The organism is Amycolatopsis sp. cmx-4-83 (assembly GCF_046548815.1).
Classification (GTDB): domain Bacteria; phylum Actinomycetota; class Actinomycetes; order Mycobacteriales; family Pseudonocardiaceae; genus Amycolatopsis; species Amycolatopsis pretoriensis_A.
This window is the reverse complement of the sequence record NZ_JAEBEF010000009.1, coordinates 468,672-482,134: the sequence shown is the minus strand read 5'-3', so window position 1 is coordinate 482,134 and position 13,463 is coordinate 468,672. Positions and strand designations below refer to the sequence as shown.

Here is a 13,463-nt window from a genome sequence, read left to right as displayed (position 1 = left end):
GGCTCGGGCCGAGCGGGCCGGCGAACCAGGAGTGACCGGGACGGGCGCCGGCCGCTCCGAGCGGCGCACACCAGCACGGCTCGCGGCCGGGTGAGCCGGCGAAGGGGTTCCCATCAGTCCACCAGCGTCCGGCCGGTCAGCCTCAGGAACACGTCCTCCAGCGAACTCCGGCGCACCAGGCTCGACAGCGGGCGCACCCCGCGGGCGTGCGCGTGTTCCAGCGCCGCCTCGCCGTCGTCGCTGTACAGCAGCACCCGGTCCGGCAGGATCTCCACGCGCTCCGCCAGCCCGTCGACCTGCTGGGCCGCCGACGTCTGCTCCCCCGACGCGAACCGCAGCTCGACGACTTCGCGCGTCGAATAGCGCTTGATCAGGTCCGCCGGTGAGCCCTCCGCCGCGATGCGGCCGTGGTCCATCACCACCAGCCTGTCGCAGAGCTGCTCGGCTTCGTCCATGTAGTGGGTCGTCACGATCAGCGTCGTGCCTTGCGCCTTGAGGCGGAACAGCCTGTCCCACAGCAGGTGCCTGGCCTGCGGGTCGAGGCCCGTCGTCGGCTCGTCGAGCAGCAGCAGCTCCGGGTCGTTGACCAGCGAGCGCGCGATCGTGAGCCGCCGCTTCATGCCGCCGGAGAGGGGGTCGACCTTGTCGTCGGCGCGGTCCGTCAGCTGCGCGAACTCCAGCAGTTCGTCGGCCTTGCGCCGGGCCGCCGCCCGTGACAGGCCGAAGTAGCGGCCGTAGATCAGCAGGTTCTCCCGGACCGTCAGCTCCACGTCCAGGTTGTCCTGCTGCGGCACCACGCCCAGGCGCGCGCGGATCCGCGGCCCGGCCACCTCCGGGTCGGCGCCCAGCACCCGCAGATCGCCGTCGGTGCGCGGGGACACGCACGCGATCATCCGCATGGTCGACGACTTCCCGGCGCCGTTGGGCCCGAGGAAGCCGAACGCCTCCCCGCGCCGCACCTCGACGTCGATCCCGCGCACGGCCTCGAACCCGCCGAAGCGCTTCACGAGCGCTTTGGCCTGCACCAGTGCCGGTTCCCGGTCCTCCGATTCGTCCACCCCCCGACCATACGAGCGGGCACCGACAAAAACCGAACGGATTAGCCGCGCACGGTCACGACCAGGGATTCGGTCACCCCGTTGACCGTCACCGACAGCCGCGCGACACCCGGCCGCAACGCCGTCAGCACGCCCGAAGCCGGGTCGAACGCGACGACGCCCCAGCCGACCGCCCAGTCCGCGCTCACCGGGTACGACACCGGCACGTCCCGCGTGCCCTGCCGGACCGAAGCGCGCACGACCGCGCGCTCACCGCGTGCCAGCGAGGAGGGCCCGGACAGCGTCAGCGAGTCGACGTTCGGCCGCGTCTCGAAGCGCACCGGCTGGGCGCGGTCGGCCGGGTCGACGCGCAGCAGCGTCCAGCCGACGAACCCGCCGTCGCCCGGTGCCGCCGCGGGTGCCTTGCCCGAGTTGCCGTTGACCAGGTACGGCACGCCGTCCACCCGGGACAGCGAGAACACCCCGGCGTGCGAAGCCACCGAAGCGGCGGGCTTGCCGGACGTCCGCTCGAACCCGGTCAGCCACCGGGTCAGCAGGGTGGCTTCCTTCCGGTCGCCGAGCTGCGAGTTCCCGGTCGGGCTGGGGTCCTTCACCGGGTGGTGCATGGCGACGACGACGCCGCGCACGGACCGGTCCGCGGCCGCCGAATCGAGTGCCGAGCGCAGCATCCGGACCTGGTCGAACCCGCCGGCGCGCAACGAACCCCGCGAGGAGTCCAGCAGCACCAGCCGGACGCCGTGCACGTCGACGACGCGGTGGGTCTCGCCGAAGACCGCCTGGAAGTTCGCGAGCCCGTTGCCCGCCTCGGCTTCGTGGTTGCCCGGCACGTAGTACCAGGGCACCTTGCCGTCCAGCTCGTCGGTGAGCACCTGGCGGGCCAGCGCGAAGTCGGGCGGTGTGCCCCGGTCCACGAAGTCGCCGTTGATCAGCACCAGGTCCGGCTTCGCGGCGACGGCTTCGCGCAGCGCGCGCCGGGCCTGGGCGACGAGCGGGCCCGCCGGGTCGTCGGCGGTGAACTGGGCGTCGCTGACCACCGCGACGCGCAGGCCGCCGGTCAGCACGCCGTCGGTGACCAGCGCGGGGTCGCGCGGGGCCGGGTCGGCGGGCACCGGAGTCGTCGGGGCCACCTCGAAGGTCAGGTCGTCGAACACCAGCCGGCCCTCGTACTGCTGGTCCGGCACGTTTTCGACGGCGTAGAAGCGCGCGAGGCGCTGGCCGTCGGGCAGCCCGGCCGGGACCGCGGCGGTGACGTACCGCCAGCCCGTCCAGTCCACGCTCAGCGAAAGGTCGACGACGGACGCCACGTTCGCGGCGTCGCGCAGCTCGGCCCGCAGCCACGCGCCCTTGCCGTCGCCGTGCACCCACAGCCCGATCTTCTGGGTGCCCGCCGGGACGGCCAGGGCGGCGGACGGCGTCACGTAGGCCGCGCGCGTGGCGTTCGTGCCGGTCAGCCGGTAGTCCAGGGCGAGACCGGCGCCGCCGTCACGCCCGGGCGCCGCCGACAGCGCCGCTCCGACGACCGCCGGGAACACCGTCGCCGTCCAGCCCGCCGGGCCGTCCAGCGGGGCGGCGATCCGGGGCACGGTGCCCACCGAAGCGGCCAGGTGCGTGGTGAAACCCGCGGCCGACGCGGTGATCGAGGTCGCCCCGGACGCGGTCAGCGCGGTCACCGCGTACCCGTCGCCCGAGGGCTCGACCCGCACGACCGAGTGGTCGTAATCGAGCTTGACGTCGTCGGGTTCCAGCCAGGTGCCGTAGCCGTCGGCGTCGTAGCCGTAGACCTTGAAGGTGCTCCGGGCGCCGGCGGCCGACAGCGCGACCTGCTCGGTGCTCGTGCCCAGCCGGACCGCCTTGCCCAGCACGGAAAGCGTCGTCTTCCCGGACGCGCGGCCGGACTTAGCGACGATGTCGACCGTGCCCGGGCCGTGGCCGGTGACGACCCCGCGCGTCACGGTCGCCCGCCGCGGGTCCGACGTGCTCCAGCGTGGCTCGGCGGCCACCGCGGCGCCGGTCTCGTCGTGGCCGTCGGCGACCAGGTGCCGGCTCAGGCCGGACAGCACGCGGTCCGCGCCGTCCGCCGTCACGGCGGGAGCGGGCGCGAAGCCGATGAGCCTGCCGCTGCCCGGCACGGTCGTGAAGCCGATCCCGTTGGGCACCAGGCGTTCCCCGCCGTCGGACGGCGAGTTCCGGACGCTCGGCGCGGCTTCGCCCTCGTTGCGCGCCAGGAGCGTCGACGAGCCGCCGCCGTCGAGGTTGATCGCGTCGTCGGCGCCGAGGCTCTTCATGTGCCGGGCCAGTTCCAGCTCGGTGAGGCCGCGGCTGTCGGCCTGCCGTCCGTCCACAGTGGCCAGCCACAGCCGCCTGCCGTCGGCGGAGAACCCGACCGCGGTCCGCGGGTGCATGGCCACGTCGTCGACCGGCTGCACGACGCCGTCGCGGAGCAGGACTTCGTTGCCGCCCACGGCGACCGCGATCTTCCCGGCGTCCGACCTGGGTGCGTACGTGACGCCGACCGGGTCACCCGGCTTGAGCGCGGCGAGCGCGTCCGCCCCGGCTTCGCGGGCCAGCAGCAGCGTCGTGCCCGCCGCGATCGGGCCGCTCGCGGGTTGTTCGCGCACGGCGGTGACGACGCCGTCGCGCAGCTCGACCTCGCGCACGCGCGACGCCCCGGCCACCGAGGTCGCGCGCCCGGAAGTGCCCCACAGCGGCGTGTAGACGCCGATCGCGTCGGTGCCGAGGACCGGGCTGTTGAAGTTCGTGGCCTTCGCCGCGCCACCCGGCAGCGTCACGGTGGCTTCGAGGAAGACCGAAGCCAGCCGCGCCTTGCCTTCGCCGGTGATCGACGCGGTGAGGTTGTGACCGGCGGCGGGCGCGGTCTGCAGCTGCCCGCGGTCGATGCCGACGCCGATCGGCGCGCCGGTGGCGTTGATGTCGAAGAAGTCGCCGTTGACGCCGGCGACCGCGCCCGTGCGCGCGATCTGCTGCGAAAGCGGCGTGCGCGCGGAAACCGCGCCGGGGCTGAGGTACGTGGGCCGCACGACCTTGCTGCCCAGGTCGACGGCGAGGGTGTCGCCGCGGATCCAGCCCGCCGGGTCGAACCGGTCGAACTGGGTGAGGTTCAGCCCGGGCGCGACCTCGGTGGTCGCGCTGCCGGTGACGAGCCCGTCGTCCGGGACCGCGGCGGCGAAGGCGGCCGGGCCCTGGCGGTCCGACGACGCGGCGGGCGCGGCCTCGACCGGCGGCGTGCCGAGCGGCGCCCGGAGCGGGTCGGCGTGGGCGGGAGCGGCGAACGCCGTCGCGACCAGGGCGACGAACGGCAACGCGACACGTGACTTCTTCACCGGGTACCCCAGTATCGAGTGAGAGTGGGCCGATTCAGCACAGCGCAGTGGCACGGCCGGGGGAAGGCTTCCCGGTGAACGCCGCCTGAATGGTCTAGAACACCATCAGGGCGTGAGGGCCGCGGCGAGCAGCGCGGCCGCGGCGTCGCCTTCGACGCGCGGGTCCGGGCCGGTGCGCTTCCACAGCCGCAGCAGGAGATCGCGGGCGGGCGCTTCGACGGACGCGCCGTCGGTGGCCGGGCCCAGCGCGGGCGGCTCGCCGGGGTGCACGGTCCAGAGGTCACCGGTGTCGGTGGCGCGCAGGGAAACCGGGCCCGGCAGCTCGGGCACGGCGTGCCAGCGCGTCACGCGGGGCAGCATCGCGCCGAGGACTTCGTCGACGCCGTCCGCGGCCACGGCCGGGTCGAGGACGTACGCACTCCCGGCGTCGACCAGGTGGACGGCGGTTTCGTGCACCTGGCGGCGGAACCAGAACGCCTTCGTCTTTTCGGTGCCGCCGAAGTGCCAGCAGCGATCGCCCGGCTCGGCGGCGGAAAGCTCGTCGAGCAGCAGCCGCGCGCTTTCGGCGTACCACGACACGAGATCGGGCCCGGCTTCGAAGTCGTCGGGCTGCGGCTCACCCGTCCGGAGGACCGCGGCGACCCAGCGGTGCACGCTCCCGAGGTGCGCGCCGAGGTCGGCGAGGGTCCAGTCGCCGCAATCGGGCACCTTCGCGGCCGGGTCACCGGTGCGCAGGGCGTCGGCGAACGCGCCCGTCAGCTCCCGCAGCACGGGCAGGTAGTCGCGGGCGGGGAAGGGCATCGTGGTCATCGGCGCTCCGGGCGGGAACCGGGGCCACGCTCGCGCGCGGCCCCGGTGTCGATCACAGGTCGGGGAACCAGAGCTTCAGCTCGCGCTCGGCCGACTCCGGCGAGTCCGAGCCGTGCACCAGGTTGTACTGGGTCTCCAGCGCGAAGTCGCCGCGGATGGTGCCCGGGGTGGCCTTCTCGACCGGGTCGGTGCCGCCGGCCAGCTGGCGGAACGCGGCGATCGCGCGCGGGCCCTCGACGGCGAGCGCGACCAGCGGGCCCGACGTGATGAACTCCAGCAGCTCGCCGAAGAACGAACGCTCCTTGTGCTCGGCGTAGTGCTCCTCGGCCAGCGCCTGCGGCACGGTCCGCAGTTCGACGGCGACGAGGTTGAGGCCCTTGCGCTCGATCCGCGAGATGACCTCGCCGACGAGGCCGCGCGCGACGCCATCGGGCTTGACCAGGACCAGCGTGCGTTCAGTCACGACGGTGTTTCTCCTTGTTGCGGTTGCGTATCGGTGCGCGTGAGCGTAGCCGACCCTCTCAGCGGCCCTGCGCGTGCAGCTTCTTCGACCACAGCGAAGCCCCCGTGGCGTCGCGGAGGTCCACTGTGAGGTCGCCGCTCGCGCCGTCGACGTTCAGCTCGCCGAAGTGCTGGAAGCCGTCGATCGGGGCGGTGTTCGCGACCGGCGGGGCGTGCACGAAGACCGCTTCCGGGCCGAACGTCGGGTCGAGCTGGTTCGGGCCGAACGCGCCCGCGTTCAGCGGTCCGGACACGAACTCCCAGAAGGGGTCGAAGTCCGGGAAGGCCGCGCGGTCGGGCGAATAGTGGTGCGCCGCGGTGTAGTGGACGTCGGCGGTCAGCCAGACGACGTTGCGGACCCGGCGGCGCTGGATCTCCCGCAGCACCCAGGCCAGCTCGGTCTCGCGGCCGCCCGGCGCACCCGGCAGGTTGTTCGCCACCGCTTCGATGTCCTTGCCGTCGGGGACGACCAGGCCGAGCGGCATGTCCGCCTGGACGATCTTCCACGTCGCCGTGCTGCGCCCGAGCGCGTCGGCCAGCCAGCGGGCCTGCCGGTCGCCGAGGATGTAACCGGGCTTGGTCTGGTCCGCGGTGTTGGCGTTGCGGTAGGTCCGCATGTCCAGCACGAAGATCTCCACGCGCGAGCCGTAGCGGAAGCTGCGGTAGACGCGGCCGTCGACCGCCTGGCGGGCGTCGATCGGGTGCCACTCGTGAAACGCCTGGTACGCCCGCGGCGCGAGGACGTCGGTGCGCTTCTCGGTGTAGGCCGGATTGTCGAGGACTTCGCCCGGGTACCAGTTGTTGGAGACTTCGTGGTCGTCCCACTGGACGTAGGCGGGCACCTGCGCGGCGAAGCGGCGGAAGTTCTCGTCGAGCCGGTTGTACGCGTGCTGGCCGCGGAACTCGTCGAGCGTCTCGGCGACCTTCGACTTCTCCGCCGTGACGACGTTGCGCCACGTCCGGCCGCCGGGCAGGGCCACGGTTTCGGTCAGCGGGCCGTCCGCGTACACCGTGTCGCCGCTGTGCAGGAAGAGGTCCGGGTGGCGGGCGGCCATCGCCGAGAAGATCGTCATCCCGCCCAGGTCCGGGTTGATGCCCCAGTTCTGGCCGACGACGTCGCCGGACCAGACGATGCGGGTGTCGCGGCGGCCCACCGGCGCCGTGGCGAACCGGCCGGTCAGCGGCTCGCTCGTGGCGCGCCCGTCGAGGGACTCCGCCGTCACGCGGTAGTGGTACTCCGTGCCGGGCCGCAGGGCGGCGACGCGGACCTGCCCGGTGCCCCCGGTGGCCGGGCCGGCGAGGGGGCCGGGCACCCGCCGGGCGTGCCGGAAGGACGGGTCGCGCGCGATCTCGACGGCGAGCCGCGACGGGCGGTCCGCGCGCGACCAGACGATCGCCGAGCCGGGGGTGACGTCGCCGGAGGAGACGCCGTGGGTCAGCACGGGCCGGTCGCGGCGGACGAGCGGGACCGCGGCGAAGGCCGTCGACGGCAGCACGAGCGTGGCGGCGGCGCCGGTGAGACCGGCCTTGAGCAGGGTGCGGCGGGAGTGGTGGGTCGGTTCGGTCATGCGCGGTTTCTATCCCGCCCCGGCCAACGCGGGTTTGCGCGCGGGTGAACGGATATCGGGGGTTTCCCCCATCCCCGGCGGTGCTCGCCGTCGGTAGCGTGGCGATCACGACAAGGGGGTCAGATGAGACCATTCAGGAAAACCCTGGCGGTTCTGACAGCGGCACTCACCGTCACCACACTGGGGACCGGCATCGCGGAAGCGGGCCAGGAAAGCGGCGGCAAGGCCGTCCTCCGCTACACCGAACACGGCATCCCGCACATCGTCGCGAAGGACTTCGCCGGCCTGGGCTACGGGTACGGCTTCGCGGCGGCGACCGACAACGTCTGCGAGCTCGCGAACATCTACCTGACGGTGAGCGCGCAGCGGTCGAAGTACCTGGGCCCGGGCGGCGACGGCTACCCGTCGTTGTCCGAGGCGGCGAACAACCTGCACAGCGACCTGTTCTTCCAGCGGATCAACGACTCGGGGATCGTCGACAGGCTGGCCGCGCAGCCCGCGCCGCAGGGGCCGCGGCCCGAGGTCCGGCAGATCGTTTCCGGCTACGTGAAGGGCTTCAACGCCTTCCTGGCGCGCACCGGCAAATCCGGGATCTCGGACCCGGCGTGCCGCGGCGCGGACTGGGTCCGGCCCATCACCGAGCAGGACTTCTACCGGCACTTCTACGCCATCGCGATCACCGGCGGGCAGGGCGTGGTCACCGAAAGCCTGTTCACCGCACCGCCGTCCGGCACCACACCGGCGCCGGCCCCGGGCACCGCCGGGCAGCTCTCCGACCAGGTGCGCAAGGCGCTCGGCGGGAGCGGGCTGGGCAGCAACGGCCTCGCGATCGGCGCGGACTCGACCGCGTCCGGCCGGGGCAGCGTGCTGCTCGGCAACCCGCACTACCCGTGGCACGACGGGCGGCGGTTCTGGCAGAGCCAGCTGACCATCCCGGGCCGGTTCGACGTCGCCGGCGCGAGCCTGCTCGGCATGCCGTTCGTCCAGATCGGGCACACCGCGGACGCGGCCTGGACGCACACGGTGTCCACGCCGGTCACGTTCGGCCTCTTCGAGGTGCCGCTGCAGGCGGGCGACCCGACGACCTACCTCGTCGACGGCAAGCCCGAGAAGATGACGTCGGCCGGCGTCACGGTCCAGGTGCGCCAGGCCGACGGCTCGGTGCAGCCGGTCCGGCAGACGTTCTGGTCGACGCGCTACGGCCCGGTGATGGCCGACTTCCAGGGCATCCCGCTGCCGTGGACGACGAAGTCGGCGTACGCGGTGCGCGATGCCAACGCGACGAACCTGCGCGGGCTCAACACGTGGTTCGAGCTCGACCAGTCCCGCAGCACGGCCGACGTCGTCCGCGCGCTGAGCCGCGCCCAGGGCGTCCCGTGGGTCAACACCATCGCCACCGACCGGGCGGGCAACGCGCTCTACGCCGACATCCAGGTGGTCCCGCACGTCACCGACGAGCAGGCGAAGGCGTGCGGCACCCCGTTGGGGCAGGGGACGTTCGAGCAGGTCGGACTGGCCATTTTGGACGGTTCGAAGTCCTCGTGCCAGTGGGGTTCCGATCCCGGCGCGCTCGAACCGGGCATCTTCGCGCCGTCGCGGCTGCCGCAGCAGCAAAGCCGTGACTACGAGCTGAACGCCAACGACAGCGCCTGGCTCGCGAACGCGAAAGCGCCGATCACCGGGTACCCGCACATCGTCGGGGACATCGGCACCGAACGCTCGCCGCGCACGCGGGAAGCGTTGCTCACGGCCGAAAAGGGCGGCTTCACGACCGAGTCGACGAAGAAGATGCTCTTCGCCGACCACAGCCTGTTCGCCGACCTGACGGCGGCGGAACTGGCGAAGCTGTGCGCGTCCTTCCCGGCCGGGCAGGCGCCGTCGTCGTCCGGTCCGGTGGCGGTCGGTCCGGCGTGCACCGCGCTGGCGAACTGGGACCACACGTACACCCTGGACACCCGCGGCTCGTTGATGTTCCAGCGGTTCGCCGCCCGGCTCGGCAGCGTGGACCGGTTCGTCGTGCCCTTCGACCCGAAGGCGCCGCTGACCACGCCGAACACGCTCAACACGGCGAACGCCGCCGTGCAGAAGGCGTTCGGCGACGCGCTGGTGGACCTGCGCACGGCCGGTCTCCCGCCGGACGCGAAGCTGCGGGACGGCCAAGCCGTCACCCGCAACGGCGAGCGCATCCCGATCCACGGCGGGCAGGGCTTCCTCGGCGTGCTGAACGTGATGACGCCGGTGTGGGACCCGGCGCGCGGCAACGTCGAGGTGGCGCACGGCTCGAGCTACATCCAGGTGGTCGGGTTCAGCGGGCACGCGTGCCCGGACTCGTCGACGCTGCTGACGTACTCGCAGTCGGCGAACCCGAAGTCGCCGTACTTCAGCGACCAGACGAAGCTCTACAGCCGCGGCGAGTGGGTGAAGGGACGCTTCTGCGAAGCCGACATCCTGCGCTCCCCCGCGCTGCGGATCGTCGTGCTGCGCTGAGCTGCCGGCGGAGGCGGGCGCTCAGCCGTCCGCCTCCGCCGCCAACGCGCGCAGATCGGCGAAGGCCTCGTCGAGGTGCTCGTCGAGACCGCGCGCGGATTCCCCGATCCACGCTGCGGCCGCGTGGTGGAAGGTGATCCAGCCGATGTGCGCGGCGAGCGCGGCCGGCCGGTCGGCGACTCCCCGCGCCCGCAGCGCCGCCGCCAGGGCGTCGCCCATCGCCGCGGCCTTGGCCAGATCGCGCTCCCGCAGCGCCGGGGTCGCCGCGATGACCGCGAGCCGCGGTTCGGCGAACGGCCGGTTGCCCTCGAGGATCCGCCCGGACTTCCGGAACGCGCGGATCAGGACTTCGAGGGGCGGCAGCCCGTCAGGCGCCTCGGCGACCGACTCGACCAGCTCCGCCCGCAGCGTGGCTTCGCCGTCGAAGAGCACTTCGCGCTTGTCCGGGAAGTGCCGGAAGAACGTGCGCTCGGTGACGCCGGCCCGGGCGGCGATCTCGGCCGTGGTGGTCTGGTCGAACCCGCGTTCGCGGTACAGCTCCAGCGCCGCCTGCTGAAGGCGGCGGCGCGCTTCTTCTCCGCTGCGTGGCACGACGTCAGCCTACCGGTAGCGACAGCGACTGACACTACGCGGTACAGTTCGTAGCGTCAGTCACTGTCGCTACCCGGGAGTTGTCCCCATGCACGTCTTCGTCACCGGCGGTTCCGGCCTCACCGGCCCCGCCGTCGTCACCGAGCTGATCGCCGCCGGCCACACCGTCACCGGCCTCGCGCGCTCGGACGCTGCCGCCGCGCGGCTCGAGTCGCTGGGCGCCACCCCGCACCGGGGCTCGCTGGAGGACCTCGACAGCCTGCGCGCCGGCGCCGAAGCCGCGGACGCCGTGCTGCACATGGCCTTCGGCGGCGACTTCAGCGACCTGGCCGACATGACCCGCCGCGACCGCACCGCGATCGAGGCGCTCGGTGCGGTCCTGGTGAGTTCGGGCAAGCCGTTCGTGAGCACGTCCGGCACGCTGGTCATGCCCGCCGGGCGGGAGAGCACCGAGCGGGACGAGCCCGACGCGGCCGGGCTCGCCGCCTTCCGGATCGCGGGCGAGCGGGCCTGCCTGGACTTCGCCGGGCAGGGCGTGCGCGCGAGCGTGGTCCGGCTCGCGCCGACCGTCCACGGCCCCGGTGACCACGGGTTCATCGCCTGGCTCGTGGACACCGCGCGCAAGAGCGGGCAGTCGGCCTACGTCGGCGACGGCACCAACCGGTGGCCCGCGGTGCACCGGCTCGACGCGGCGGTCGTCTTCCGGCTGGCCCTGGAGGGCGCTCCGGCGGGCAGCGTGCTGCACGCGACCGCCGAGAACGTGCCGTTCCGGAGCATCGCGGAGACGGTCGGGCACGGGCTCGGCCTGCCCGTGGTCTCGCTGACCCCGGACGAGGCCGCCGGCCACTTCGTCAGCCCGTTCATCGCCCGGGCCTACGGGCTCGACGCGCCCGTCTCCAGCGCACTCACGCGCGAGCTGCTCGGCTGGTCACCCCGCCACGCGTCGCTGCTCGACGACGTCGCGAACGGCGACTACCTGTAGACGATCAGGCCTGGGGCTGCTGCTGGCTCGCCAGGGTGCCGGCCGCCATCCGGCGGGCGACGTCCTTGCGCAGCCACAGCAGCCACAGCCAGATCGCCAGGAAGACGACGCCGAGCACGGTGATCGCCGGCAGCCAGAACACCAGCGCGATCAGCACCACCTGCAGCGCGAGGATCAGCGGCACCGCCCACGGGCGCTTGACGAACCCGCAGGTCACGACCAGCAGCACGGCCACCGCGATGACCGTCCAGCCGACGCCGGTGCTGATCCCGCCGCCGAGCTTGTTGACCACCGGGAGCGCGAGGGCGACCGTGATGCCCTCCATGATCAGGGTCCCCGACATCACGCCGCGGAAGCCCTTCATCGGGTCCTTCGGCTTGGGGGCTTCGGTCGGCTCGCTCACGCCGGCTCCTTCCCGAACAGGGTGCGCGTTTCGCCGGCGGTGACCACCGACCCGGTGACCAGCACGCCGCCGCCCGCGAGCGGCTCCTCGGGGTCGTCGCTGGTCTCCACCAGCGCGATCGCCGTCTCGATCGCCGTTTCCAGGTCGGTCTCGGCGACCACCCGGTCCTCGCCGAACACCGAGATCGCGAGCTCGTTGAGCTCCTCCAGCGGCATCGAGCGCGGCGACGAGTTGCGCGTGACGACGACGTCCGACACCACCGGCTCGAGCGCGTCGAGGATGCCGCGGGCGTCCTTTTCGGCCATCACGCCGACCACCGCGACCAGGCGGCGGAAGGCGAACTCCTCGGCCACGGTCGTCGCGAGCGCGCGGGCGCCGTGCGGGTTGTGGGCGGCGTCGATCATCACGGCGGGGGCCGCGCGGACCCGCTCCAGCCGTCCCGGCGTCTCGACCTCGGCGAACGCCTCGCGCACGGCCTCCACGACCAGCTGCCGGTCCTTGCCCGCGCCGAAGAACGCCTCGACCGCGGCCAGCGCCAGTGCGGCGTTCGCGGCCTGGTGAGCGCCGTGCAGTGGCAGGAAGACGTCGTCGTAGACCCCGCCGAGGCCCTGCAGCTTCAGCAGCTGCCCGCCGACGGCGACCTCGCGCTCCAGCACGCCGAACTCGCTGCCGGCGCGCGCGACCGCGGCGTCGACCTCGACGGCGCGTTCGAGCAGCACCTTCTGCACCTCGGGGTCCTGCTCGGCGATGACCGCGACCGAGCCGGCCTTGATGATGCCCGCCTTTTCGCGCGCCGCGCTCACCGCGTCGGGCCCCAGGTACTCGACGTGGTCGAGGCCGATCGGGGTGATCACGGCGACTTCGGCGTCGGCGACGTTCGTGGCGTCCCAGGCCCCGCCCATGCCCGCTTCGAGCACGGCGGCCTCGACCGGCGCGTCGGCGAACGCGGCGAACGCCATCCCGGTGAGGATCTCGAACTTGCTCATCGCGACGCCGTCCGCGCTCGCGCCGTCCACCATGGACACGTAGGGCGCGATGTCGTGCCACAGCTCGGCGTAGCGGGCGGCGGAGATCGGGTGGCCGTCGAGCGCGATCCGCTCGGTGACCAGCTGCAGGTGCGGGCTCGTGTAGCGGCCGACGCGCAGGCCCATCCGGGTCAGCAGCGCGTCGATCATCCGGGCCGTGGAGCCCTTGCCGTTCGTGCCGGCGATGTGCAGCACCGGGTAGCCGCGGTTCGGCTCGCCCAGCAGCTGCGTCAGCGCGGAGATCCGGGTCAGCGACGGCTCGATCTTCGTCTCCGGCCAGCGCTGGTTCAGCTCGGCCTCGACGACCATCAGCTCGCGGCGGGCCTCGGGGCCGTCCGGGCTGCCGTGGACCTCGGGCTCGCCCTGGTCGTCGAGCTCGTGCAGCTCGGTGTCCTCGGGCACGGTGAGGTCGGGCACCGGGCCGGTGGCGAGGTTGTCGCCCAGCTGGCCGACGCCGCCGATGCCGCCGCGCGAGCCGCCGCCGACGTCGAACGCGGTGTCGCGCGCGTCCAGCTCCGGGTCGTGGTCGTCGGAGTCCTCGTACCCTTCGGCACCCAGCTCGTCGACGCCCGCGAAGCTGTCGAGATCCGACAGGTCCGGCTTGCGACCTGTCTCATCCTGCGGCACTGAATCTCCTCCGGCCTGGGGTTTTCGCACTTGCCTTCCGAGTCTACGTGCGCGATCGGTGGCACTCTCG

10 protein-coding genes are annotated in these 13,463 nt (G+C 73.1%); 2 read left to right on the top strand and 8 right to left on the bottom strand.

What is annotated here, in order from left to right; genetic code table 11:
- Nucleotides 1-113: 113 nt before the first annotated feature.
- From ACLJQM_RS29130 to ACLJQM_RS29110, 5 genes are all read right to left on the bottom strand, one after another.
- A complete protein-coding gene (locus tag ACLJQM_RS29130; protein ID WP_410633512.1) occupies nucleotides 114-1,058 on the bottom strand; it encodes an ABC transporter ATP-binding protein in 945 nt (314 codons plus the stop codon).
- A 41-nt stretch (nucleotides 1,059-1,099) separates the two neighbouring features.
- Entirely contained in the window at nucleotides 1,100-4,399 is a 3,300-nt protein-coding gene (locus ACLJQM_RS29125) for a phosphodiester glycosidase family protein (protein WP_410633511.1), read from the bottom strand.
- 105 nt (nucleotides 4,400-4,504) lie between these two features.
- Nucleotides 4,505-5,209 carry a maleylpyruvate isomerase family mycothiol-dependent enzyme gene (locus ACLJQM_RS29120; RefSeq protein WP_410633509.1) on the bottom strand — a complete coding sequence of 235 codons (705 nt, stop codon included), beginning with the start codon at nucleotides 5,207-5,209 and terminating at the stop codon, nucleotides 4,505-4,507.
- Nucleotides 5,210-5,261: 52 nt separating this feature from the next.
- Nucleotides 5,262-5,672, bottom strand: coding sequence for a nucleoside-diphosphate kinase (ndk, locus tag ACLJQM_RS29115; RefSeq protein WP_247020679.1), 411 nt, complete (start codon nucleotides 5,670-5,672; stop codon nucleotides 5,262-5,264).
- A gap of 58 nt (nucleotides 5,673-5,730) precedes the next feature.
- Entirely contained in the window at nucleotides 5,731-7,278 is a 1,548-nt protein-coding gene (locus tag ACLJQM_RS29110; RefSeq protein WP_410633508.1) for an alkaline phosphatase D family protein, read from the bottom strand.
- A gap of 123 nt (nucleotides 7,279-7,401) precedes the next feature.
- Here ACLJQM_RS29110 and ACLJQM_RS29105 point away from each other — a divergent pair, with 123 nt between their 5' ends.
- Nucleotides 7,402-9,765 (top strand): penicillin acylase family protein, encoded by a 2,364-nt coding sequence (locus ACLJQM_RS29105; protein WP_410633507.1) that lies wholly within the window; start codon nucleotides 7,402-7,404, stop codon nucleotides 9,763-9,765.
- Nucleotides 9,766-9,786: 21 nt separating this feature from the next.
- On the opposite strand, the gene ACLJQM_RS29100 is transcribed toward ACLJQM_RS29105, so the two are convergent.
- The gene (locus ACLJQM_RS29100; RefSeq protein ID WP_360781320.1) at nucleotides 9,787-10,356 is read right to left on the bottom strand and encodes a TetR family transcriptional regulator; all 570 of its coding nucleotides are present in this window, start codon (nucleotides 10,354-10,356) and stop codon (nucleotides 9,787-9,789) included.
- Nucleotides 10,357-10,444: 88 nt separating this feature from the next.
- On the opposite strand from ACLJQM_RS29100, the gene ACLJQM_RS29095 reads away from it, so the two are divergent.
- Nucleotides 10,445-11,338 (top strand): SDR family oxidoreductase, encoded by an 894-nt coding sequence (locus ACLJQM_RS29095; RefSeq protein WP_410633506.1) that lies wholly within the window; start codon nucleotides 10,445-10,447, stop codon nucleotides 11,336-11,338.
- Nucleotides 11,339-11,342: 4 nt separating this feature from the next.
- On the opposite strand, the gene ACLJQM_RS29090 is transcribed toward ACLJQM_RS29095, so the two are convergent.
- Entirely contained in the window at nucleotides 11,343-11,702 is a 360-nt protein-coding gene (locus ACLJQM_RS29090; protein WP_410633592.1) for a DUF4233 domain-containing protein, read from the bottom strand.
- A 35-nt stretch (nucleotides 11,703-11,737) separates the two neighbouring features.
- Nucleotides 11,738-13,393, bottom strand: a complete 1,656-nt coding sequence (gene folC, locus ACLJQM_RS29085) for a bifunctional tetrahydrofolate synthase/dihydrofolate synthase (RefSeq protein WP_410633505.1) — start codon at nucleotides 13,391-13,393, stop codon at nucleotides 11,738-11,740.
- Between the last annotated feature and the right edge of the window lie 70 nt (nucleotides 13,394-13,463).